Below are 24,833 nucleotides of genomic sequence, written 5' to 3'. Positions count from 1 at the left end.
TTTTATTTGTATGAAATTGGTAAGGTGTTTTTTTGCTGCTCGTTTAATGGCAGCAGGAACTGGTTCAGTAATGCTCTTCCGTTTTTGATGTGGATCTCTATTTCTGCTTTTCTCTCTTCCTCATATTTCTGGAACGTTTCCGGAAGATTATTTCCTTCCAGTAAGAGATTTGTTAAAACATAAGAATCTTTTAGAGCCGAAGTAACACCCTGACTTGTAAAAGGAATCAGAGGGTGGGCTGCATCGCCTACGAATACAACATTTTCGTGGTAAAAAGGATTGAGCTTTTCCAATTCATACACTCTCCATATATGGGCATTTTCATAGCTGGAATCATGGATGATTGACGAGATCAGAGGGTTCCAGTCTCCGAAATTATCCACAATGAACTGTTTGATACAGTCCGGGGTATAGTCTTCATTGATGAAAAATCTGGTAATATCAAACTGGCAATACCAAAGGATTTTTGTAGAGGAAAGCTTTAATACTCCGAAAGTAAGGCCGCCATTTTCGTGGTGAAACTTCAAAAAATTGCTTTCAAGTTTGCTGGCAATTTCTTCATTTTCGACAATGTTGACGACTTCATTTTCTAAAACGGGTTTCATTTTTTCATCCTCAAAAATTTTTCTTCTGATTCTGCTTCTTGAGCCATCTGAAGCTACAATAACATCGGCTTCCAGGGACGTACCGTCATTCAGTGTTATACAGGATTTTCCATCAGAAAAACCATTCAGGGTGACTGTTGTATCATATGATATTTTATCGGAAGGAATGCCTTCGGCCAAAATCTCTATCAGGGCACTTCTTGAAACCACAAAAACATCTTCAAGCTCCTTTTCAGAAAGGATCTCACCATTTTGGTGGTAATGAAGATATTTTTTTAAAAATTGGCCTTTTTTGTAGAGATCATCAATATTAATGATGTTGGAAAGGTATTCAATGCCTTCTTTGGGGAGGATAAATCCGTGTCCTTTCAGGTCATTTTGAGTTCTTCTTTCATAAATATGGTAGTCAATATTATTTTTTTCCAAATAATTTGCCATACTCAATCCGGAAACTCCCGCTCCTATGATTGCAACTTTGTACATCCTTATTAGTTTTTATATAGTGTTTAGTTTTTATTAAAAATCCAAAGATCTCCGTTTTTGTATTTTTTGCGGGAGACTTTGTTTTCTTCAGTGAGTTTCTGAAGCGTATCAAATGCTTTATCGAAAGAAATATTGGAGAGAACCGCAAATTCCTGAGTGGTTAAAGTAGGGTAAACTGCAAATAATTGATCAGGTTCTGTAGAATATTCCTGTTTTTTTACGTCAGGGCTTATTTTTGTTATTCTGCGTTCAAAATCTGTATAAGGTTTGAAGCCGTAGAGAATATCTAAGATCTCATCATCTTTAGTAAAGATCAGAGTAGGGAATCCTCTTACACCAAGCTGTCTTCCAAGGTCCAGATCTTTTTTGAATTCAATCTGAGCTTTAGATTCATAATCCTCTTTCCACTGGGCTACATCTAATCCTGCCATTTCCGCTGCTTTTTCAAGATGCTCTGCTTTAGTGATATTTAATTTATCAAGAAAAACCATTTCACGGGTAATTCTCATATAGTCTACAGCTTTCTTTTTATCCTGCATTTGTGCTGCTTTAAAAGCAATGGATGGGGGATAAGAAGAATTTAACGGGTCTGTCAGCCAGACTCCTCCTTCAATAGGCATCTTATAATAAGGGCTTACCTCTTCCCAATGTCCGGCAACATCACTTGGCTTACTGATCCCTCCGGAGTTGTAAATGTCCCATGACGGTAAAAGCCCTCCCATTCTGTAATCTATTTCTACAGCATTGCCGTATTCTAATTTCATTTTTCTCAGCTGGGCTTCAATTCCCCAGCAGGAAGAACAGATGGGATCTGTATAATAAATAATGGTGATTTTATCTTTGGTGCCCTGAAGCTGCTCTGGTGAATATTCTGAGTCTTGGGTTTCCAGGATTTCGCATATGCCTTTTTCCGGATCACAATTTAGAAGAGGATTCTTGTTCATATTATTGTTATTTGTAAATAAGTTAAAGAATAAAAATAGGTAGGTAAAAATGTCCAAAATATTTTTTTTTGGTTAACATAATATCTGGGTTGGATAAAGAAATAATAGCCGGATGGGCCATTATTGAAAGAATAATTAAGTAGAATTATTCCGGAGCTTTAAAGATATTGTCGTCAGAATGGAAACCTGCGACACCACCACTTACTGCAAACTTCATGGCAGAAGCTGCAGTCATCCCCACTACAGGTTTGATATTTTTTTCTTCAGTTACAATTACCCAGCCTGAAATAGCATAGGAATGGGGCAGATATACTGCCACGTAATTGTGCTTTTCAACGTCCGACATTTCTTTTTGGGTCAGAAAGCCGATTCTCCAGATCTCCGGATTTTCATTCGTCTTTACCCAGACAGGATCGTTGAATTTCTTTTTGTCTCCCACAAATGATGACATGACGTCTTTTGTAGGGGTATAAATATGCTTTACTCCCGGAATCTTTTCCAGAAGGCTGTCCATAGTGTCAAAAAAGAATTTTCCTACTACAAATTTATTTCCGAGATACCCCAGAACGGCTGTGATAAGTATCGTTGAAACAAAAACCAATCCCGGAATCTCTTTTGCGACAGAAGGAATAATGTTGTCAACAGCACTCACAACATACCATATCACAAAGATGGTAAGCCCGATGGGACCAATAATAACCAACCCCTGAAAGAAATTTTTCAGAAAAAAATTGGCAATATTTTCAAAGGTCAGTTTTTTCAATGTAGATTCTTTACTTTTTTATTTTACCCGTGGATTGTTTCTTTGTTCCCGTAAGATTTAATGATATTGGCTTCATACTCCAGCCACGCTTCCCAGCGCTTGTTTACTTTTTCAGGATTTCCAAGCTGTCTTGCAAATCCTATAAATGTTGTATAATGGTTAGCTTCAGAGATCATAAGCTCTTTATAAAATGTCTTAAGCTCTTCATCTTTAATGTTTTCAGTAAGAACTTTAAATCTTTCACAGCTTCTGGCTTCAATCATAGCGGCAAAAAGCATTTTATCTACAATTAAATCTTCCCTGCTGCCCTGGATAATAAATTTAGCCAGTTCATTCACATAATCATCTTTTCTCGGCCTTCCAAAAGTATAACCTCTTTTTTTAATGATTTCGTGTACCTGGTTGAAATGGTCAAGCTCTTCCTGCGCAATGGCGAGAAGCTCCGTAACAATTTCAGGATATTCGGGAAGCATAGTGATTAAGCCGATAGCATTAGTTGCTGCTTTCTGTTCACACCACGCATGATCCGTTAAAATTTCTTCAATGTTTTCCTCTGCAATATTCGCCCACCTTGGATCAGTGGGAAGTTTCAACTTAAACATGCCTTGAATTTTCTGTAAAATTAAAATAAATTGCGATAAAAAGATTATTTTATTTCAAATTGATTGCTGAAGTGTTAAGAAGCTGTTTTTTTTCTTAAAAATTCCAGAATTTTCCATCCCGTATCATCCACTTTCTTCAATCCGGCAGCAATAATGAAAGCAAGGATTACATTAACGGTATAAATTAAGATCATGAGCAGCCACCACGGCATGTTTTCCTGCAAGGCAACCACAATGAAATAGACGAGTGATGAGCTTATACCCTGAGCGAAATAAAAGAATATAGCATTCTTGCCAATGTGGGTAACAAAATTTTCTTTTGTAATTTTTAACCTGTTATAGAGCACAAATAATGTTGTAAGCGAAAACAGTGACCAAATAATATAAGGTATTTTTGGAGGGAATTTATTTTTATTGATTTTGTAGAAAATCTCATTTCCGTAATACCAGAACATCCAGATTAAGGCTGCCGTAACTATCGCATATAGAAAGGGAATTGCTTTTTCAGGAATCTTTTTACCATGCATTCTGTTGGCTGTTAAAAAGATAGCAAGATAGAAGGCGACATAGCCTACCTGTCCTCCGGGATAATATTCCGGGAAAATATTAAATAGGAAAGTCAAAGCCAGGCACAACCCTATGAACCAGTTGATATGTCTTGGGAAGAATCTTATGATCAGTACTCCGAAAACAGCCAGAATAAAATATACTTTCAGATACCAGAAGCTACCCATAACAACCGGAAAAGTATCTGCGTTGGTATACTGATGAAGGTACCAGTTTCCAAGGTTCTGCCACTGCGGGACATCAGACACGCTGGTCGCTGCATATTTTGAACCAAAGGCTGAGTAGAAGCTCTGGAGCCACTCCATTGAAAAGAATGTTAACCCGAAAACTTTGAAAAAGTAATCCAGAAAGAATAGGAATGTTACAAAGATCATATAAGTGATCTGAAGTTTTAATAACCTGTAGAATGTTTTTTCGATGTTCGATCCTGAAGTAATTCCGCTTAAAGCATAAAAGAGGGCGACATCAAATACGAGGGAAAATACTCTGACCTCGGCAGGAATGTAAAACTGTCCCGACCAAAAAGCGGTATGGATGAATATAATGGAAAGGGTTGCCATTCCCTTGGCAAAATCAATATAGAGGTCTCTGTTCATCTGTTGTAGGATATGGCTCAAAAGTAAATAAACTTTGGCATATTTATCAAATAAACTAAAAAGAGACAGAACATTGCTGCCCTGTCTCCTTTGTTAAATATGCTAAAAATGAATGTTATTTAAGGTGTTTAAATTCTTCTTCAGAAATTTCTCCGGTCTGGATCTTTCTAAGTTCATCGATATATTGGCTCATATAAGCATCGATCTCAGGATTCATAGTATTTTTACCCATTTTGTACGTGCCGTTTAACACGCCCTGATAATAGTAGAAGAAATTGTAGTCAAAATTGGCTGCATTAAGATCATACTGCCCAAGAAGGAAGCCTAAACGTACAGCAGATCTTCTTTGAGGAGGAGTTCCGTGGTGATTAGCACTTGTAGTCTGGTAGTCCCCGATGCTTTGTGCAAATTCATAGGCTGCAGCAATTTCAGCGAAACTGGTTTTGTTGTATCCGTTTGGTCTTCTTAAGTAATATCCTGCGAAACCGTCTGCTTCAAGTTCGTTTGGTCTTGCCGTGGATTCGTTTACAGTAGGAAGATTAAAGATGTATTGTAGCTGGTGGCCATATTCATGAGCAAGAATCATGGCATTCACGATATCTCCTCCTTTATTCTTTGCGTCTGCATAGATTGCGTAACCGTAGTAAATTTTCCCTGTGGAATAAGAGATCGCATTGTAGGTGGAATTGAAATTGGAAGGATCATCTACAAAACGAAGAGTTGGGTTGCTTCTTCCCCAAAGACTGGCGATTTTAGTCATCTGGGAGTTCATAAAGTTGGTATCCGCTGTGTTTGGAAGACCGGTTTTAAGTATTGCAGTTGAGCTCCAGTACTGATCTACATAAGAGCAGCTCTTTTGAAGTTCTCCGGGTTGCTCGATCTTTGAGCTTGCAGATTGAGATTCGGGAAGAACAGATTCTTCCATTTTGTCATCACGGCACGCTGTTAATGAAAAAGCGGCAATGGCTCCTGCAAATAAGCAGAATTTAAAGTTTCTTTTCATATAAAATATTTTTTGGTGATAACGAAGGTATAAAATTATCTCTTAATTATGAGCATATTAATATGAGAAATTATTCAAAACATAGTGAAATGACTTTTTATCATGTTTTTGCTAAAAAAATACGGGACTGATTGTAAGGTATTTAGAAATTTATTCATATATTTGCACCTCGAAATAACTAAAAATTTATAAACAATGTTTGCAATTGTAGAAATAGCAGGGCTTCAATACAAAGTTGAGCAAGACCAGAAGTTGTTTGTAAACCGTTTAAAAGGAGAAAAAGGAGACAAGGTTTCTTTTGGCAAAATTCTTCTTACTGTAAACGGTTCAATCACTGTTGGCGCCCCAGCTGTAAACGGAATCACTGTAGATGCAGAGATCCTAGACCACGTAAAAGCTGATAAAGTAATCGTTTTCAAAAAGAAAAGAAGAAAAGGTTATCAGGTGAAAAACGGTCACAGACAATCTTTAACTCAAATTAAAATCACTGGTATCACTGGTTTTGACGGAAGTACTAAGAAAGCTGCTAAAAAAGAAACTGTAAAAGCTGAAGTTCTTTCAGACAACGCAACAGTTAACTTTGGTGAAGATCACGAACTGAACTATCACTTAAAGAAAAACAACTTGTCTCAGTCTAAAGAAAACAGAGAAACTTTAATTACTTTAGGTAAAGCGGTTAAAGTTGAATTAGAAAAGAATGTTCTTACTCACGAAGAAGTGGATGCTGCTATCGTTAAGAACATTGATCAATTTAAAGCACTTAACAAATAATCCAGTAATAAAATGGCACACAAGAAAGGAGTCGGTAGTTCCAAGAACGGTAGAGAGTCTCACTCTAAGAGATTAGGTGTGAAGATTTTCGGTGGACAAGAAGCTATTGCCGGAAATATTATTATCAGACAGAGAGGTACACAACACCACCCGGGCGAAAACGTGGGTATTGGTAAAGACCATACTTTGTTTGCATTAGTAGACGGTAAAGTAGTTTTCAGAAAGAAAGCAAATAACAGATCTTTCGTATCTGTAGAGCCAAACGCATAATTATTTAAGCGTTTTATAAAATTTAAACCTCAGTCATTGGCTGAGGTTTTTTTTGTGTTTAATTCTGTGAAAAGAAAAATATTTTTGCTAATATTCTTATTGTAGTGAAATATTTATATATTTGTTAACGATCAAATAACAAATCATTTGCGGATGCCGAAAAGCAGATAGAGTAGGCAACAAATTAAAAACAAAATACTATGAAAAATCTAAAAAAGCTATCAAAAAAACAATTGAGAACAATAGATGGTGGTGCTTTAGCATGTCCTCCTCCTGCAACTACCTGCGTAGAATGGTGTACATGGACTCCACAACAGAGATTAATGTGCCGTAACATGATTATGGACCCGGATCCATGCGGATGTTAAAATAAATAAAGTTATTGAAAAAAGTAAACCTCGGCACATTGCTGAGGTTTTTGTATTAAAAGAGCATACTTTACTTTAAAGTTTTGAGCCTGCTTTTGATAAACTTATCAGTAATTTTATTAACCTGAGTTCAGGATAAGAGGAGAATATCTGAAAACAATATGTTATTGAAAAGGCAAACAAAATGGTTCTGACATGTCAATAAAGACAAACAAGGGTATCTCATTCAGCAAAGTAAAATGATATATTTCCCTGTATTGCTTACCAATAAGTGAAATGACTCTATTTATCTTAAAAAATCAAATGAACGCTTTTTAAAGCTTTGTTTATCCTTGCGTTTAATTTAATCTTTATCTCAATTATAAAAAAACTCTTTGTCGATCGACAAAGAGCTGTATTTTAAAATCCTACCTGGAATCCTGCTTTTATTCCGAATGTGGAAATATCCGGGCTGTCAAGATAATTTCCTCTCCAGTTAAAGTCTACTCTGAATATCCTAAGGTTTCCGATTCCTATATTTTCAATTCCGAATCCGTACTCAAAATAGATCTGCTCGCTGGGTGCTGAATATTTGAAGCCCTCAACATTAATGGATTTAGAAGCATCGCTTAAAGTTCCGTAAGCCGTTCTGATAAATGCAATTTCCCTAAGTTTCAGCTTCTTAATCAAAGGAATGAAAGAAAGTATTTTTCCATTGAAATGATGTTCAAGGTGAAGCGTTGAGTAGGTGTCTGCTACAAATTCATAATAATTAAGCTGTGAAAATGTATTCTGTGCCAAGCTGTAAGACTGGTTTCCCGGGATTACATTCTGAAGGGCCAGAGGAACCGTATCAAAAGTTTTTCCTGCCTCAAAGTTGACAATGGTCTTACCCCAGCTTCCGATCAGTATTGGTTTGTAGAACATGAACTGAAGCCTGTTATAGTTGAAATCACCGTTGAAAAGCCCTTCGATACCTCTTGTGTATTTCAGGATAATAGTAGGGGCCAGTGTTCCGTGTTCGTAGCGGTCAACTCCTGTCTGGGAGAATTTTGCTCCAGGTCTTGCAATTAAGCTTAAGGTAACGTGGGAATCATTAAGTGTTTTTCTCAGATCTCCATTGCGATAATACATTAAGCTGAATTTATCCGGATTGGCAGATTTTATACTTTGTAATGTTCCGTCTACTCTTACCTGGAAGTTTTTCCAGGGTTCAATGGCTGCAAAAATATTGGTCTTGTTTATAGAGCTCAAAGAAGCGTTTTCTCCTCTTGCAAAAAGAGTAGATGAAGCGAAGGTACGTGCCATAATTCCGTCATCGGTAGTAAGCTGTACGCCTAATTGTTCAATATCTCTTTTTGTTCCAGCCCCAATCATGAACCTGTTCACTCTGTTGAACATATAGCGGGCTTCAGCTCCGTATTTAACCTTTTCGTCTTTAAATCCATAGGCTGTATAAAACTGGACTCTCCATGGATCATTTTGCCCAAAGTAAGTTCTTGCTCCCAGTCTTATCCTGTCGCCTTCTACTTCATTTTTACCGTAAATTGAAAAAATAGGGCCTATATCAATCCCCTTAAAGGCATTATAATATCCTGATGCGAGTGTCTCGTAGATTTTAACAATACGGTTGAATTTTGGAGTCTGCTGAAGCTTGTCAAGCATTTCATAGACACCTTGTTCGGATTTTGACAGAGAGTCTGGTCTTGCTTTTACCCAATAGGCATCATCTTTGTCAACAAATTTATCGTCGTACTCTTCCTGCTTTCGGGTAAATACTTTATCATCCAGGGGTTTATTGAATTCATACTGAGAATAATCAACCGAGCGTTTGGCTATAATGCTTTTAGAGGTTCTCTTTTTTGCAAAAGGTGTAAGTTCTATTTCAGTAATGAATTTTTTAGGGAGAAAAGTGTTCTCATCGGGATTGTCATATTCCAGCTCTGTGGAAATGCTGTTGATGAAATTAACGTTGATCTTTTGTGTAGATTTTAAAGTAGCCCCTAAGACAGCATAATTATCTGTATCAATATAAAGATAACCCTGGAAAGCTAAAACGTCTTTTCTTTTGGGTTGGTACCTTATTTTGTAGGCATTCTCACCGTGGATAGAGATGGTGTCTGTTAAATTATAATCATAAGTGCTGAACCCATTTGAACCGACAGGGCTGGGAAACCCTATGTCAAAATAATTTAGCGTGTTGTCATAGATATTAATATCGCGGTAAAGATTTTTTGCAGTGATGGTAATTACTTGGTTATCTTGAAATCCTGATGTTTTTTGGGCAACCAGTAACCTTTTTGTCTTTTTTCCGGGTTTGTTTTCTCCGAAATTTTCATAGATGGATTCATTCAGGAAGATAGGAAGTCCAATTTTTCCGCTGGCTGTTGAATCTGCATAATCAAAAATGAAATCAAGCTTATTGAAAATCTTTTTACTCATAAAAGCGCTGTCCAGGTTATTCGCGTCAAACTGGATTTTCTCGTACTCTTTATAAGTATAGGTATCGAATTTCTCTAACCCATTGTTTCGTTTTCTTTTCCAGACTTCCTGCATAATAGCATAAGCAGGGTTTTCTTTCTTGTTTTTGTATTTGGTTTTTTCGTTATGGATAACGATCTCGCCAATTGTGCTTACCTTTTCCTGTGAAAGCTGTACAAAAATATTGGCAGCATTTTCAGGGGTAATGGCAATGGTTTCGGTAGAATAATTCTTTTTTGAAAATTTTAACTTATAAATAATACTGTCCGACTGAACATTAAAGCTTCCAAGAGAAGTTTTTAGAAAAGGTTCAGTATTATCATTAATAAAGATGTCTACACCGGTAATTTCTTTATTGGTTTTTGCATCTACAATTCTTCCGTTTGCTGTGTTTTGGGCGTATGCCAGGCAGGATATAAAAAACAGAAAGAAGAGATTATAATATTTAGAGTTGTTATTTAACATCATTTGGTTCTTCAAGCAATTAGCACAAACAAAAAGCGTGCTGTTTATTTAAAAAAGATCATTTTTTTAACGTTTTCAATGAAAATTCATAAAACTACAAATGTAACGAAAATAACAGTAAAAGATTGTACTGGTTAATCACTTCATAATATCGGATTTAAGAATGAAATCAACGTTATTAAATACTGTACATGGTATGCATTTATAATTAACATTTTTTCCACAATTTCTCCACGTATTTATTTTGTTATTAATAGCTTCTCAATATATTTCAATAAGTTATTCACATGCTTTTAACAGGTTTTTAAAGCATTCTCAATAATGTACTAATAGCTTATTGATATTTTTTCCACAAATTATTAACACTTATACTTTGTTTATTTTCAGTGACTTACTTATTTGTATTAAGCTTTTCCACAAATATATATTGTGATAAGTTTTTTTGATTGATTGTTAGAAATAGAAGATATGGGCTTAAAAAACAATATGATCACCTATAACTTTACTTTAGCACCCAAAGAAAATGTTAACGGAGAAAAAAGCATTATTATATCATTTATCAAAGAACGGAAAAATACCAGTCTTTCAATAGGTAAAACCTGTAAAGAAAAAGACTGGAGCTTTGAAACTTCGAGGGTTAAAAAATCACATCCCAACCATAACAATATCAACAAATTTATAGACAGAAGGATTAAAATCATAGACGAGATCATAGATGAATATGATAAAAACGGTATTTTCTTTACTTTACCAGATTTGACCAGCAAGCTAAAAACAATAAGCGGTCGAAGATTAACCTTAACCTATACGAAATTTCATGAAGCGGTGATTGATGATTTAAATAAAGCGGATAAAACAGAAACCGCCCAAATAGAGAAAGATCCCCTGAATTCCTTGCGACGGTTTTTCCGGAAAAAAGAAATTGGATTTAATGAGCTTGATTACAGCGCTTTGAAAAAAATTGAGTCTTATTGTATTTCGAGAGGAAACAAACAATCGAGCATAGCTATCAGAATGCGGACTTTGCGTTCTATCTTTAACCAGGCAATTAAAAGCCAGATCATAACAGAAAAGCAATACCCGTTTAAGCAATATAAAATATCGCAGCTAAAAGAGAGTGGCAAAAAAGATTATTTGAATGAAAATGAAATGGAGCTACTGAAAGCTTACGAACCAAAAGACGAGAAATATGGGTTTGCAAGAGACATGTTTCTTTTTAGCTATTATTCCAGAGGCATTAACTTTTTGAATTAGAATTGATACCAGTAGAAAAATAGCACAAGATTTCTGAGGAAGTAAAAACGATCAGCTATCACCTTGATTGTATTACTGCCTGCGAAAATTTTCTTATATCATTACTGGTGGGGCGGGTACTTCTCTCCTGAGAACTCGTGGGGGTTGGAGGATAGGGGGAAATACATGAAAATAAAGGTTGTCGAATTTTTTTTCAGATTTTTTTTCCAAAAAAATTTTTCTCCATACAACAGTATTTTCATAAACATTTCGGGATGTTATAATCTCTATATACTAAAATGCAATAAAAAATTCCTGCAACATTTGTCGCAGGAATTTAAAAATATTAAAGTTAGTGTATTACGAAGTATAAATTTTTTACTTCAAAAATGAGAATAACTTTATTTAATCAGTAATATCTTTTTCAGATAGCCTTAGAAATAAACTATCTTCTATTACTGGTTGTGCCACAAACTTTGCTTTACCAAAATTAAGCTTTGAAAACCTTTGTACATATTCTGAACCAGCATAACCACCTTTAATAACCTCATCATAGACGGGATAATTTTGTTTAAAACGACTAGAATATGAATTATTGCCAAAATTCTTTTTAACAAATAGTTTATACTTTATGCTTAAGCTACTTTTACTTTTTATTAATACAACATTGTTTTCTTTTTCATGTTTACTATCTATTGAAAGTTCATTTTTAATTACATATTGATTAAAAACACTATCTAATTTTTTCTGATAATATTTATTTTCTTGATCTTTATTAATTTCTGCATAAACAGTGATAGGAAAATCGCTTTCTCTTGTACCAAATGTTGATGGTGAAAAAGGATAATTTTTGTCTCCGAAAGCAAGTGTATTTGGAATTAAAAATACTAAATCATTATTGGTATTATTTTCAAAATGTAAATTGATATGCTTTTTATCAGCCTTATAATTTAATAGAAAGTCTATTTTATTTTTTTCTTTGCATGAAATAAATACAAAGAAAATCATTAAAAGATTTTTTTTCATTTTAATGTACTTTTTATATAATTGTTAAAAATGGGAGTAATCTTATTTATTAAGCCTTTCATACCTACATCGTTCAAAACAGCATCATCTAGGTTCATTACATTCAAATTTAATTTAGTCCAATTTCTAAATTTCACGTATGCTTGTTCCCATTTTGCTGTAAAATGTTCATGGACAAAATGCTTTTTATTAACACCATCCAAAGTGTACTGATCAAAAAGATAAGCATTATTTAAAATGGAGTGAAAAATCTCATGTCCCATTGTTAGATCTAACTGTTCTAAACTTACAAACGTTCCTTTAGGAAGCCAGATTCTTTGCCAAACCAGTTTACCTTTATGAGTAAGACTTTCTGTCACTCCCCAAGCTTGTCCTCTAGGACCATCTAATAAACCAGAGCTACTATCAAAAGTATAACCATTTGAAATTAAATTTTTACTTAAATCACTGGTTTCATCTACTATTTGCCAACTACCATCAATAAATTGATTTTTATAACGAGGAGTATTTGCTACATCTTTTACTGTATTAATATTAAATTCAGCTTTTGTAGTTCCATTCAATGTATTATCATCACTCACCAACATTTCGCTAATTCTATATTGGTATGAGTTACTTAATTTGTTGACAACCCAGCTAATTCCACTTACGATTCCAGCAGTAGCAGCACCAAAGATAGCTCCTCGATACATTCCTGTAAAAAAATTCTCTTTATTAAACAAAGCATCCACACCTCCGGAAATAGCACCATTCATACTACCCACAATAACAGCTCCTTGGAAGCCACTGGCGGACATTCCTCCGGTGAGCCCTCCTGTAGCAGCACCTGTGACGGCTCCTAAAAGCAAGCTTCTTGCAAAACCACCCCAAGACCATGTATTATTTACTAAAGATTTAAGAATGAACATTCCTGCGGCTACCATCGTTCCTACAACAGCTCCTGCGACCCATGATGCCACTAGTACACCAAATAAAGGTACAAAACATTCTCCATTAGGATCATTAAACATCAAAGGATTGTTCATTACATACCCATATTTATTATAGTTTTGGGTATTGGTAGCATCCTGAATATTTTCATCAGCATTTAAGAATCTTCTTAACAGTGGATCGTATAACCTACCATTCATGTGGATGATTCCAACTTCTGCAAAATGTTCGTGGCTTGTATATCCCCTTTCCAATAATAACGAAGTGTTGTTAATTATATTTTTATCGGTGATAATCGCTCCATTTCCTATTTGAAGATGAGTAAAATTACCCCAGGCATCAAAATGCCTTTGCTCCAGTTTGTTTCCTGCTTCATCGCTAATGGCTAGGATGCTTCCTAGATAATCTTTATGTAAGAATTTGTAGGAACCAGCTGGTTCATTATAATTTTTAAGATAAATTATACTGCTTTCATATGGGCTCCCGCCAATATAAAGAACATGTTTTTCCTTGCCAGTTATATTGTCTTTTACGATTTCAAAACTTCCGTCTTCACTGTAGAACTTAGTAAATTTACCTTCCTGGTCAGGATCAAAATTTCCTCCATAGCTTACTTTTTGCCTCATGCTAGTCAATCCGTACTGAAAAGCTACATCTCCTTTCTCGCCATCAATGAAGACAGGATCGTTATTCTCGTTGTAGGCTATGCTTTGGATCAGGTCATTATTATAATTCTGAGTTCCTACGGCATTCAGGGTCATTCCGGTCGGTTGATAGATCTTGGCAGGATTTTCATACTTCATCGTTCCTACCTGATCATTTTCCAGAATTCTACCTTTAATGTCATACGTATTTTTCGAAAGCTGTCCCGTTTTAGGATTTGTCCAGCTAATTAATCTATTATTATTATCATAATTAAATGATTCAATAATATTGAAATTCCCTAATGTTTTTCTAAGATTCAATTCATTTTTTACAGCATTGAAAGTATACTGGATATTTAGAATACTTTGTACAGGAGAAATATGTTTGATTTCTGTTAAGAAACCAGTTGCATCATTGTATGTATTATTAATATCTGATGCTCCTAATTTGGCTCTTACAACCTGACCTTTAACATTGGTCTCTTTAAGTTCCCATAAAACTTTCCCTGAGTTTTTATCTTTTACCTGATAAAGTTCTCCATTCCAGGCACTATATACATTTTCTAGCTGTACTTTAGTCAAAATACCAGAAGAATATAACTGTTTTTCGTAAGAAATCACTCTGCCTTTGTCATCATACGTAATACCTTTTCGTATAAAATATTTCCCATTACTGCTTTCAGACGAAGATAATAATCTTCCCTGCGGATCATAGGAAACATTTGAGCTATAAGATTTTCCTTTGGAGGTTCCGGCTTTTGAAACTACCCTACCTTTGTTATCATAAGAATAGGAAATTATCTTATTAGTTGCCTGTCCGCCATCTGTTGTGGAGATTTCTGTATGCGAAATAAGCTGACCTAAATTATTGTAAGTGTATTGTTTAGTTCCTTTCGGGCTGATGATTTTTTTAGATTGTCCAAAAGGATCATATTCATATTTATACAACCCGTTAGACGGGTCATTGAATTCTGATTTTCTTCCCCAAGAATCATATTTAGTAGTAACTATATTTTCAGCATATTGTGCCTTTATCTGTTCTCCCACAGCATTGTAATAGAAATTGACTGTTCCCCCCTTATCTGTACTGGAGATAACATTATTTAAAGCATCAGTGGTTTTACTATTTGTTCTTGCATATCCGTTAATTTCTGTTATAGAGATGGTATTTCCAGAAGCAACAGTTTCTATTTGCTTGCCCAAGAATGAAGATATTTCTCCGGTATTATTTAATGTTGCTAATGCAGTTGCTGTTATCTTAGCGGGATAAAAAGTATCATTATAGGCGATGACGTTCCATTGGCTTATATTTCCACCTTCAAAATAAGGTTCACTCTCTTTCGTTTTCCTACCTAAAACATCATATTGGGTTTCCTGAGATACAAATTGCCCCTGTCCAAATGCTTTGGTAGAGGCTTTATACTCTTGCCCTAATTTATTGGTGAATTTTTTCGCTATATCACCATCCGGATCATATTGGGTAACAATAATATTGGATTGAGTATCTCTATCATATTTATAAGTGGTTGTACCTCCTAAATTAGTTTTGGAGGTTAAAAGTTTACCCCAACCATCATAGGTATTGGTAAGCTTATTGTCCAACGGATCAGTTTTGGTAAGGATTTGCCCCCTATCATTGTATGTATAGCTAGTTATCAGTCCAAGATTATCAGTGTTTTTTTCAACAAATCTTCCAGTAGGCTCATATTTAGACGTGCTTGTTTGAGTTTGAGAGTCTATACTGTTACTGATAACTTTTTGAGTAATATTTCCAAAACCATCATAATTATAGGTTTCCTGTAAGTATCCTGTATTATCCCGGTTCCATGTTTTAAGCGTTTTTAAAAGGTTACTTTCATATACATATTCTTCTTTTGCAGACTTTGTATCACCATAGGCTTGATTTACGGTAGTTTTAGATTTGGGGCGACCAATATAGTAATTAGAACCTGTGCCTGCCAGATTATGAATGTATTCAAAAGTGGTATTTATCGTTGAAAAATTATTATTGACATTAAGCTGGGTTGAAGCTGGCAAATAGTAATTGTCATAAGTTACCGATTTTGTTAAAGTAATGTTTTTTAAGAAATCTTTTTCAATAATGGTTTCAGGAAGAATTACATCAACTTTGTTGGGCAATTGTTGAATAGAATAATTACTCTGCTTAAATGATAATAATTGAGTATTATTGACTGATAAGTCTGTTGGAAAGATCAGGTTTTCATCATTAGTTCTGATTGACCATTCTTTGACAGGCTGACCGAACTTTTGAGCATCTATTTCAACACCACTCCATATTTTCGTGTTTTCAAAACCATCTGCATACCATGAAGATCGAGCCATTTGTTGATACCCAATACTTCCCCTTCCTTGCAAATGCCCTGTCATTCCTCTGTATCGGAAATCCTGCTTTCTGCCTACCTGCTGAAGTTGAGAAACAACGAATGTCTGGTCCACTCTTTCTAATGAAAAATATGGATAAAGCTCTTTCTTAACTTTCTTATAAATATTGGTTCCATTAGAAACCGCTTCCGCGTAACTAATTCCCGTTATAATACTGCCATTTCCCTGGTTAATAGATTTGATTCTTGCCAATTCTGAAAGAGGAGATGGTGCTTTTATTCTATGTAAGTGCTGTTTCCAATATAAAAATACATTATAATAGTTATTGTTTGCCTTTATTGGGTTTGTTAATGGTGTGAATAATGTTAAATCCTGTATATCCTGCACCCCATAAGTGGGACTTACAAAGGATGGTATAGGTTGGAAATTCAGCGTACCGTCAGAAGCTGCACCATTAGCCAGTTTCGTACTTATAACGTATCCAAAATCTCTGTATCCTTGCGCACTATAAGGATTAACCTGATTATAGGAGAAAACCTGAATCACATCAGATTTACCATCCTTATTCATATCAGCGATGGAAAAGAAATACTGTTTTGCAAATTTATTATAATTACTGGTAGTCTCTGTCTGACGTTTTCTATAAGAGAAAAATTCTATTTTAAGAAAGTTATTGAATCCTGTCCCCGTTCCTATATAGAATCTCCAGTTATCTGGTTTACCAATAGCTGTATCTGTTACAGGAATGGTAAAGTCTAATTTACCGTCACCATTAAAATCACCAAATAATACAGGAAACTCCGGATCTTTGGTTTCAACTAAACTGCTTGTAAATCTAATCTTTTTGAGATATTGATTCGGAGCCGTTTTTACAAATTCAAATACTTTGTAATCATTATTGGAGACATTGATGATCTCCACCTTTCCGTCTCCATCTATATCCATATATTGCTGGTTATAAAGGGTACTTTCATTAATTCCTGTATCTACAGTATAAGTGGCAATCGGATTATTTGGATTTTTTAAATCTACAATAAAACTTCCTATTGAATATGTATGGCACTTCAACTCATGGCATAAAGGGGGTCTACTGGTCTCACCATCAGAAGTAGATGTTTGCTTTAAATCATTGCATCCTGGTATTGGTTCAAACTGGCACATTTCTTGGTCTAAATTTAGGAATATATCAGAAATACCATCCCCATTGAGATCTCCTTCATTCAAAGATTTTACTTCTACACGACAGCCTACACCTCCTCCTTGATAAGTACAATTCGGATCTATATACACTAATTTTTCAAATACCTTCACAAAAGTATTATCTCTAAAAATATAGCCTACAATTTTACCTCCCTCAAACTGCACAATCCCGTTCCCATTATAGATTTGTCCTTCTTCGTCAAGTAATGTACTCACTACTTTTGCATTAGTTTCAAAATATTTATTGGTGGTAATGGTCGTAAAAGTGTCATTATTAAATGCTCCCAATTTCACAGTACCATTTGACATGACAAAATCGATATAGGAATCCCCGTTGAGGTCTCCTGTCAGCTTTACACCACTAAATGGATCACTATTGGGTAAATAATCCAAGTCTACCGAAGAAGGAACTGGCTGGGGGTATTCGAATGCTATAGGATTAGCAGCAGCTTCCTCAGCATTGTATTCCGTAATTTTATTGACAAACTGATAGCTTGTACCATTGTTGCTATACTCAATAGTATATTTTTTATAGGAATTGTTGTTCGTTTTAACAACAACATTATCCAATATCCTGTCCTGAATCAATGCAACTCCAGCAACATAATACTGCTCAGATAGAGTTCTAGGCATATAATTAAATGTGACTTCATTGATTGCTGGAATGTTTAAAGTTTCATTACTTCCCCATTTAATGCTGGAAACTGAAGCTACATTTTTAGATGCAGTCTGTACATAGTTATACACAATATAATTTCCCTGAGCATCTCTCCATTTAACAATATTGTATTCTATGGGTGTTCTGGCTAAACTTGCTCCCGGAGTAGTACCACCATACCAAGCCTGAGAGCCATCTTCAAAAGTTACCTCCCAGTATTCGGGACCTTGCCATGCCTGTCCTGTGATCGCCCCAACTGATTTTATTTTGATATTTGAATACTTTTCAGTTACATATTCTGCACCATCTTTACCATATTCTCCTGATTTTAAAATTAATCGTTGTCCGTTAAAACTATAATAGTCTGAATAGTCTAATTTTACACTGGTTAACTCTCCATCTTTCTCAATATTCTTTCCACTTCTTGAGATAGTAGTGATCCCCGAGATTGTCCAGCCAAAACCTGAAATTCCATTTCCGGAATTACTCAGATAGATTAAGCTCATATTGGGAGAAACATTTTTAATACCCTGTGGCAGATCAATCGGTAATGTAAATTGTAATTGTCCTGCTCCTGTTACTTCAATATTTCCTTTGGTATCATGGAAACTTTGCCCTGTCGGGGCTGTAGTACCAGAAGGATTACCTGCGCCAGCTCCGGAATCCACGGGTCCTCCTCCCGGATTTTCTGTTGCAGGTCCAATTTTAGCTATAAACGGATTGGAAACATCCGATTTTGCATGGAATCCTTCAGTTAAAATAACCGTCTGCGGATCCTGAACCGTTCGTGTGGTACTTTCTGCCTGGTACAGTATGGTCTGCGAAAAGCCCAATACTGAACATAAGGACAGTATAAATGATGAAAATAGTTGTATTTTCTTGTCGTAAAATTTCATGTTTGCGTTTTTATCTTTTGGTAATGTTTTTACTGAAAACCCTTCCGTCTTTTAATGTAAAGCGTACCACATAAACACCCCATTCATAGCCTGTCATGTTAATTTTTAATTGCTTATTAAGGTTAGGGATATTTTGTTGCTGGAATTTCCAGTGTACAGTACTGTGCTGATATAATGAAACAGATTCGATAAGTCCGTCCACTTCTTCTGTCCAGTCAATTGTTAATACATCGTTTACTGGAACTGGATACAGTCTTATTTGTTTCCAGAAAGTAGCTTCGTCCATCATTTGAGACTGAACTTGGGTTACACCAACTGTTTTAGATTCTGTTTTTGCTGGTTCCTGTGTTGTTTTACCTGCTGAGTTGGTTCCCCTGTATCTTTGGTTTCCAGCTTCGTCATATTTAAAATATACTTCGGTCTGGGAAAAACCAAAGAAACCAATTAACAGAGAGAATATAGAAAGTAATTTCTTTTTCATTAGTAGTGTTATTTTTTAGCATTTAAAAGCTGTTGAACCTGTTGCTTCAATTCCTGTATTTGTTTATTTTGTTCAATGGAATATAGTGTTAGCTCTTCTATTTTTTCAAGAAGCTTCGCATCCATTTCACCAAGATTAATTCCTTCTTTTTCTACTTCCTTTGCTGATGGGATATTAGGTAAATGTCCTTTCTCCTGAATGTGCTTTTCAACTTCATCTAAAGTACAGAGTTTATAATCTTTTTTGAATACATAATCTGCCCAGCCATTAGTAGCAGGGTTTTCTACCTTAACCTGTTCTGCCTTAATTCCCTTTTTTACATAAAAAATAAAATTAGGATCATTATCATATTGGTCAGTACCTACGGTTACTTTTCCGGTATTGAATATAGTGAAGCTACTTTTATGAACGGAATCAGTGAATTTTATTTTTGTAATTCCTGATGAATTTGGTGTACTTACATCAGAATTGGGATCAACAGCATTGTTATTGGGCATATGAAATTCCATATTTCTGCTTCCCAGAGTTCTTATGACAATATCTGAAGGTACAGCCCAAGGAGAAGCACAACCATTACAAAGCACGCTTGCTATTTCCAATCTTCCTCTTGAGGTACCTGTTGCAGTAACATTTCCTATCACCATACCATTAGCATAGGGACCTGCGAAAATTCTTAATCTTTCTGTATTGTTTGTTTTAAAAACAAGTTCCTTATCATCTATTGTCCCAATAAAGTTATCTGTGGGTGTTGTTCCTGAATTACCTGTAGTATTCCATGTTTGTGCAAATGTAAATGATGAAGCCAATAAGGCTAACGAAAATAATTTTTGTTTCATGATAATATGTTAAAATGTAATTTTTAATTTTTTGCAAAAGTATTCTTTTTTACTCACAGTGAAAAGATTTATTCAATAAATTTAATCTGAATCTTCTCATCTTTAGTGTTTTAGATCAATTCTAAATATCGTATTACAAATTAATTTTCAAAGTGCTTATGAGTATGCAAATAATTTTTACTGCGGTGAGTTTGCAAATGATATTGAGTTCGTGGAATATCTATATGAAAATGATATACCGTTCAATCTCCCAAGTTTTGTAGTAATAGATTGGGAAGCCACGGCAAGAAATATTATGTATGATTACTTTGAGTCAACGGACATTATTTCCGAGCGTAAAATTGACTTTTATTTACTTTGAAACTTGACCTATACCGTGACCTATGTAAAAAATAAAAGCGCCTACGTTATTGTAAGTGCTTGGTTTTCAGTGGCTCCTCCTGCTGGGCTCGAACCAGCGACCCTCTGATTAACAGTCAGATGCTCTAACCAACTGAGCTAAGGAGGAATTTTCTCTGTTTAAGGTGTTGCAAATATAAAAGGAATATTAATATCAGGCAAATTTTATCCCCGATTCACGATGGTTTTTGACTAAAAATGTTGAATTTCAGTAAGAAATATTTCAGAAGATTTTTAGATTAACTTTAATCATCTTCAAATAAGTGTCGGAAATAGAGTTCGGGGGATTCTAAAAAATTCTTTGTTAGCTGATAATGCTCTGTTTCTCTGTAACTGGTCTGTTGAATTTTGTCATCCAGTAAATAAATTTCTGCACCCGGATAGCTCATCAGAATTGGGGAGTGGCTGGAAATAATGAATTGGGCCTTTCCTGCTTTTTCCAATTTGTGAATGACGGATAATAACGATAATTGTCTTTGTGGAGAAAGTGCAGACTCCGGCTCGTCGAGAATGTAAAGACCATTTTGGAAATGATTGTGAAATAATGCAAGAAAAGCTTCGCCGTGGGATTGCTGATGCAAGGATTTCCCTCCGTAGGCATTCAAAACTCTTCTGTCTTCTTTGGCAACTTCATCTATATAAGTTGCAAAATTGAAAAAGCTTTCAGCTCTCATGAAAAATCCCTGACCGGTTTTAGTTTTCCAAGACAATGTAAGATATTCGGAAAGCTCTGATTCGGTTTTGTGGAAATTGTAGTTGTGGTTTCTGCTGCCTCCGGATACATTGAAATCACACTTTTCTGCAATGGCTTCCAGTAATGTAGACTTACCGATGCCGTTTTCGCCAACGAAAAAAGTGACATTACTTTTGAGTTTTAAATCTAAACCATTGTTGAGAAAAGGAAGGTTGAAAGGAAAACCTTCAGGATGATTGTCTTTTAAATAAATCCGGGATAAGTAAGGCATCTTGATTATTTTATTTGCATATTGTCAATTCACATCCATCAAAAGGTATGCAAATAAAAAAGACCTACATTTCTGTAAGTCTTTTTTTACTTCTCCCACTCAAGCCAGTGAACTTTAATCAGCAGTTAGATAATCTTGCCAAATCCGAATGGAGTTGTGGTTTTATTTCTTTAAGTCTTTTAATATTTCCTGAACAGCCCGTTCCAGTTGGGGATCATTACCCTGCTGTCGGTCTATGAAGGTGTTTTTAACATAGATATCCGGTTTCACACCTGTCTTTTCAAGATTCTGTCCATCAAGGGTATAGGTTCCCCAGGAAGGAAGCCTGTAAAAAGAGCCGTCCACAAGGCTTTTTCCTGAAGTGAAGATAATCCAGCGATAGGTATCCTGCCCGATAATTTTCCCTAGCTTGAGAGCTTTAAAGCCAGCTGCGGTCATTTCAGCGTCACTTAGTGAGGCTTCATTAATCAGCAGGACGATAGGTTTCCCGGCAGGGGCAAAGTTTGGCTGTGTAGTCATTTTTCCTTCACGGTATTTCCATTGCAGATAAGGTTTTTGAGCAAGGAAATTCAATACTTTATCATGTACATTTCCGCCAGTGTTATACCGTAGATCGAGAATAACAGCGTCTTTTTTGTTTTCCTGTTCTACCATATCAAGAAGGAAACGGTCCAGCTCATCACTTGACATGTTTTTCATGTATGAATAAGCAATGCGATTATCGCTAAGCTTATTGACGCGTTGGCGATTATTGAATATCCAATCATCGTAAAGCAGCACTTTTAAATCTATATTTGAAATCGGGTGCACTTTTGTAGTTATATTTTTTCCGTTGCGACTGAAAGTAAGAATAAGCTCATCCTGTTTTTTTGGACTTGTGAAATAAGCTTCACGGTTTTCAAGAGGATCAATTTTTTTCCCGTTTACGGCAATCAGCTGATCACCGGGTTTAACATCAACACCGGAGCGGAATGCCGGAGATTTCCGTACAATGCTTTCTACTGTATAGGGCTGATCTGTTTTAAATACAATTCCGGTTTCATTTGTAAAGTAGTTCAGGTATCTGGTTTCTTCTTTTCCTGAAGAGGAAAACCCTGTGTGTGAAGAATTAAGTTCACCCAAAAGATCATTTAATAGAATTCGCAGATCATTTCTGTTATTTACATACGGAAGATATTTTGCATATTGTTCTTTTTTCGCTTTCCAGTTGATCCCGTGAAAGTTTTCATCATAGAAGTTTTCATCAACACCTGTCCAGGCTTCATTGTACATTTGAGTGAATTCGGAAGCCAGATCCTTATCAAAAGCATGCTGAATATTTATTTTTTCCGGCTTTAATGCATCCAGTGTCATTTTATAAATATTGCCTTCGATTAGTGCAAAAAGATTTTTTTCAATTTTGTTGATAAGAGATGCCTCTTTATCGAAGACTTTCTCGGATTTTGCGGGCTCAAAATCAATAAACACTTTTTTGAATAACTGTTTTTTCCCATTGTCCTGATTAGAATTGAACAATAGGGTTTCTTTCTTGTCGTCTGCAAAAACTGTAGGATTATCCTGGTATCCATATCTGTCAGTAACCAATTCGATTCTTTCCAGAGTGTTTTCCGGGTCAACTTTTAGTTCCTTTATAACAGGCTCTTTTTCTTTCTTTTTGTCCTTATTTTCGTCTTTTTTCTCTTTCTTATCCTTTGTTTTTTCAGAGGATTTTTGTTCTTCAATAAAAAGCTTGTCGAATTTTTCAGATTTATAGGGTTCGTCAAACCAGTCAAGGGCCATCCGGTAAATATTGGATTTTTGCATTCCTAAAGGGTACGAGGGATTGGTTCTGTCGCTGCTGAAGTAAATATATTTGCCATTGGGAGACCAGAAAGGGTCTTCCTCCGAAACACCGGTATTGGTAAGGTTTATAGTCTGGCTTTTTTTGATGTTATAAATTAAAATATCCAGTTCGAAATTCCTTTTTGCTGAGAACAATACATATTCGTTATTAGGCGAAAAAGAAGGTTTTGAATTTTGGAAAGCCCAGATTTCATCTTTTACAATAGTTGTAGAGTTAAAGCCTTTCAGATCCATTATCCTTACTTCATCACGGCCGCTTAAGTAAACTGCTTTTGAAAGATCAGTATTAAGGGTTATATTACGGTTGTTGCGTAAATCATGAGTAAGCTGTTTGGGTTGGTTTTTTCCGTCTGCAGCAATGCTAAACCAGTTTTGATAACCTTTGTCGGTCTGGTTAAAAAGCAGTGTGCGATTGTCTTTCAGCCACTTTACTTCCATTACCCGCTCTTTTCCATCGGAAATTTTTTGTGTGAATTTTCCTTCAATATCAGAAACGAAGAGAACACCGCGGCTTACAAAAGCGATCTTTTTACCATCCGGCGAAACATCATAATATGAAATGTTATTTTCTACACTGAAATTTTGCTCTTTTTCCAGGATTTTATTGGTATTGAGGCTGATATCAAGAACTTTCGTATTTTTTGCGGCTACGTCGTAAATATAAAGCTGGTAGTCTTTTTCAAATATAACTTTGGAACCGTTTGCTGAAACAAAAGGTTTTTTAATAGAAGTGTCAAACTGAGTAAGCGGTATTTTTTTACCGTTTTCAATTTGATAAAGGTTGTATTCATTATTGTTCTCATCGGAGATAAAATAAACACTGCCATTTTTATCTACACTTGGGTTAAAATCTTTTCCCTCATAATTCGTGTATTGTCTGAAAGAGTTATTCTGTGGGCTGTATCCTAAAATGTCAGGATTGTTTTCTCCTTTGTATTGCTTACGGTGTGTCTGGTTGGCGGCTTCTGAAGAATTGGTGAAAAGATATTCTCCCGCTGGAGTTTCGGTGATGCCGCTGGTGTTATTAAAGTAATTGTTAAAAAGCTTTTGTGGCGTTTTTCCATCAATGGTCGTTTTAAAACTTCCAAAATTATTATTCCTGTTTGAAGTAAAATAAAGAGTTTTGCTGTCCCATCCCCAGCTTTCTATTTCATCTTTTCCGGTGTGGAATGTGAGTTGTTTAATCGCTCCACCCTCAACAGGCATTACGTAAACATCATAATTGCCATACTGATTGGAGCTGAATGCCAGCCATTTTCCATCAGGAGAAATACGCGGATTAATTTCTTCTCCATCTAAAGCCGTGATTCTCGATGCGTTTCCTCCATTAGAGTCTACTTTCCAGATATCTCCCCCAAAGGCGAAGTAGGCTGTTGCTCCGTTGGGGCTAAGTGAAGGACTTGATAAAAAATAAGACTTTTCCTGTGCTGAAATCTGAATGATAGAAAAAGCTGTTAATAATGAGATAAAGATTTTCTTCATG

17 protein-coding genes and 1 tRNA gene are annotated in these 24,833 nt (G+C 35.5%); 4 read left to right on the top strand and 14 right to left on the bottom strand.

Translation table 11 applies throughout. From position 1 onward, the window contains the following. Positions 1–2 precede the first annotated feature (2 nt). From ACMGDK_RS13570 to ACMGDK_RS13545, 6 genes are all read right to left on the bottom strand, one after another. On the bottom strand, positions 3–1,088 hold the full coding sequence (locus tag ACMGDK_RS13570) for an FAD-dependent oxidoreductase (RefSeq protein ID WP_436808450.1): 1,086 nt from the start codon (positions 1,086–1,088) through the stop codon (positions 3–5). Between the two features lie 23 nt (positions 1,089–1,111). Next, positions 1,112–2,032, bottom strand: a complete 921-nt coding sequence (locus ACMGDK_RS13565; protein ID WP_436808449.1) for a DsbA family protein — start codon at positions 2,030–2,032, stop codon at positions 1,112–1,114. 145 nt (positions 2,033–2,177) lie between these two features. Beyond that, a complete protein-coding gene (locus ACMGDK_RS13560) occupies positions 2,178–2,795 on the bottom strand; it encodes a DUF502 domain-containing protein (protein WP_111953713.1) in 618 nt (205 codons plus the stop codon). A 23-nt stretch (positions 2,796–2,818) separates the two neighbouring features. Next, positions 2,819–3,397 (bottom strand): MiaE family protein, encoded by a 579-nt coding sequence (locus tag ACMGDK_RS13555; protein ID WP_436808448.1) that lies wholly within the window; start codon positions 3,395–3,397, stop codon positions 2,819–2,821. 74 nt (positions 3,398–3,471) lie between these two features. Then, on the bottom strand, positions 3,472–4,560 hold the full coding sequence (locus ACMGDK_RS13550; RefSeq protein ID WP_436808447.1) for an acyltransferase family protein: 1,089 nt from the start codon (positions 4,558–4,560) through the stop codon (positions 3,472–3,474). 115 nt (positions 4,561–4,675) lie between these two features. After that, positions 4,676–5,563, bottom strand: a complete 888-nt coding sequence (locus ACMGDK_RS13545; protein WP_436808446.1) for a neutral zinc metallopeptidase — start codon at positions 5,561–5,563, stop codon at positions 4,676–4,678. A 195-nt stretch (positions 5,564–5,758) separates the two neighbouring features. Here ACMGDK_RS13545 and rplU point away from each other — a divergent pair, with 195 nt between their 5' ends. The 3 genes from rplU to ACMGDK_RS13530 all read left to right on the top strand — a co-directional run bounded on the left by rplU (position 5,759) and on the right by ACMGDK_RS13530 (position 6,972). Then, positions 5,759–6,334: a 50S ribosomal protein L21 gene (gene rplU, locus ACMGDK_RS13540; protein WP_436808445.1), complete on the top strand. Its 576-nt coding sequence runs from the start codon at positions 5,759–5,761 to the stop codon at positions 6,332–6,334. A gap of 12 nt (positions 6,335–6,346) precedes the next feature. Next, the gene (gene rpmA, locus ACMGDK_RS13535) at positions 6,347–6,604 is read left to right on the top strand and encodes a 50S ribosomal protein L27 (RefSeq protein WP_111953703.1); all 258 of its coding nucleotides are present in this window, start codon (positions 6,347–6,349) and stop codon (positions 6,602–6,604) included. A 200-nt stretch (positions 6,605–6,804) separates the two neighbouring features. Further along, complete coding sequence (locus ACMGDK_RS13530; RefSeq protein WP_436808444.1) at positions 6,805–6,972, top strand: bacteriocin-like protein; 168 nt, start codon at positions 6,805–6,807, stop codon at positions 6,970–6,972. A 399-nt stretch (positions 6,973–7,371) separates the two neighbouring features. On the opposite strand, the gene ACMGDK_RS13525 is transcribed toward ACMGDK_RS13530, so the two are convergent. Then, positions 7,372–9,900 carry a DUF5686 family protein gene (locus ACMGDK_RS13525; protein ID WP_436808443.1) on the bottom strand — a complete coding sequence of 843 codons (2,529 nt, stop codon included), beginning with the start codon at positions 9,898–9,900 and terminating at the stop codon, positions 7,372–7,374. Between the two features lie 465 nt (positions 9,901–10,365). Here ACMGDK_RS13525 and ACMGDK_RS13520 point away from each other — a divergent pair, with 465 nt between their 5' ends. Next, positions 10,366–11,151 carry a phage integrase SAM-like domain and Arm DNA-binding domain-containing protein gene (locus ACMGDK_RS13520; RefSeq protein WP_436808442.1) on the top strand — a complete coding sequence of 262 codons (786 nt, stop codon included), beginning with the start codon at positions 10,366–10,368 and terminating at the stop codon, positions 11,149–11,151. Positions 11,152–11,535: 384 nt separating this feature from the next. On the opposite strand, the gene ACMGDK_RS13515 is transcribed toward ACMGDK_RS13520, so the two are convergent. From ACMGDK_RS13515 to ACMGDK_RS13485, 7 genes are all read right to left on the bottom strand, one after another. Next, positions 11,536–12,156 (bottom strand): hypothetical protein, encoded by a 621-nt coding sequence (locus ACMGDK_RS13515; RefSeq protein ID WP_436808441.1) that lies wholly within the window; start codon positions 12,154–12,156, stop codon positions 11,536–11,538. Continuing rightward, on the bottom strand, positions 12,153–18,827 hold the full coding sequence (locus ACMGDK_RS13510) for an RHS repeat-associated core domain-containing protein (RefSeq protein ID WP_436808440.1): 6,675 nt from the start codon (positions 18,825–18,827) through the stop codon (positions 12,153–12,155). The genes ACMGDK_RS13515 and ACMGDK_RS13510 overlap by 4 nt, the downstream gene beginning before the upstream one ends. Positions 18,828–18,837: 10 nt before the next feature. Further along, positions 18,838–19,308: a T9SS type A sorting domain-containing protein gene (locus ACMGDK_RS13505; protein ID WP_436808439.1), complete on the bottom strand. Its 471-nt coding sequence runs from the start codon at positions 19,306–19,308 to the stop codon at positions 18,838–18,840. 8 nt (positions 19,309–19,316) lie between these two features. Beyond that, entirely contained in the window at positions 19,317–20,144 is an 828-nt protein-coding gene (locus tag ACMGDK_RS13500) for a cell wall anchor protein (RefSeq protein WP_436808438.1), read from the bottom strand. Positions 20,145–20,575: 431 nt separating this feature from the next. Then, a tRNA-Asn gene (locus ACMGDK_RS13495) sits at positions 20,576–20,652 on the bottom strand. 136 nt (positions 20,653–20,788) lie between these two features. Next, positions 20,789–21,508, bottom strand: coding sequence for an AAA family ATPase (locus tag ACMGDK_RS13490; protein ID WP_436808437.1), 720 nt, complete (start codon positions 21,506–21,508; stop codon positions 20,789–20,791). Between the two features lie 162 nt (positions 21,509–21,670). After that, the gene (locus ACMGDK_RS13485) at positions 21,671–24,832 is read right to left on the bottom strand and encodes a S41 family peptidase (protein WP_436808436.1); all 3,162 of its coding nucleotides are present in this window, start codon (positions 24,830–24,832) and stop codon (positions 21,671–21,673) included. Between the last annotated feature and the right edge of the window lies 1 nt (position 24,833).

The sequence above is a fragment of the Chryseobacterium hilariae genome (genome assembly GCF_051400735.1).
In the GTDB taxonomy this organism is placed as follows: Bacteria; Bacteroidota; Bacteroidia; order Flavobacteriales; family Weeksellaceae; genus Chryseobacterium.
The sequence above is the reverse complement of the archived record's forward strand: the minus strand, read 5'-3'. Positions and strand labels throughout refer to the sequence as shown.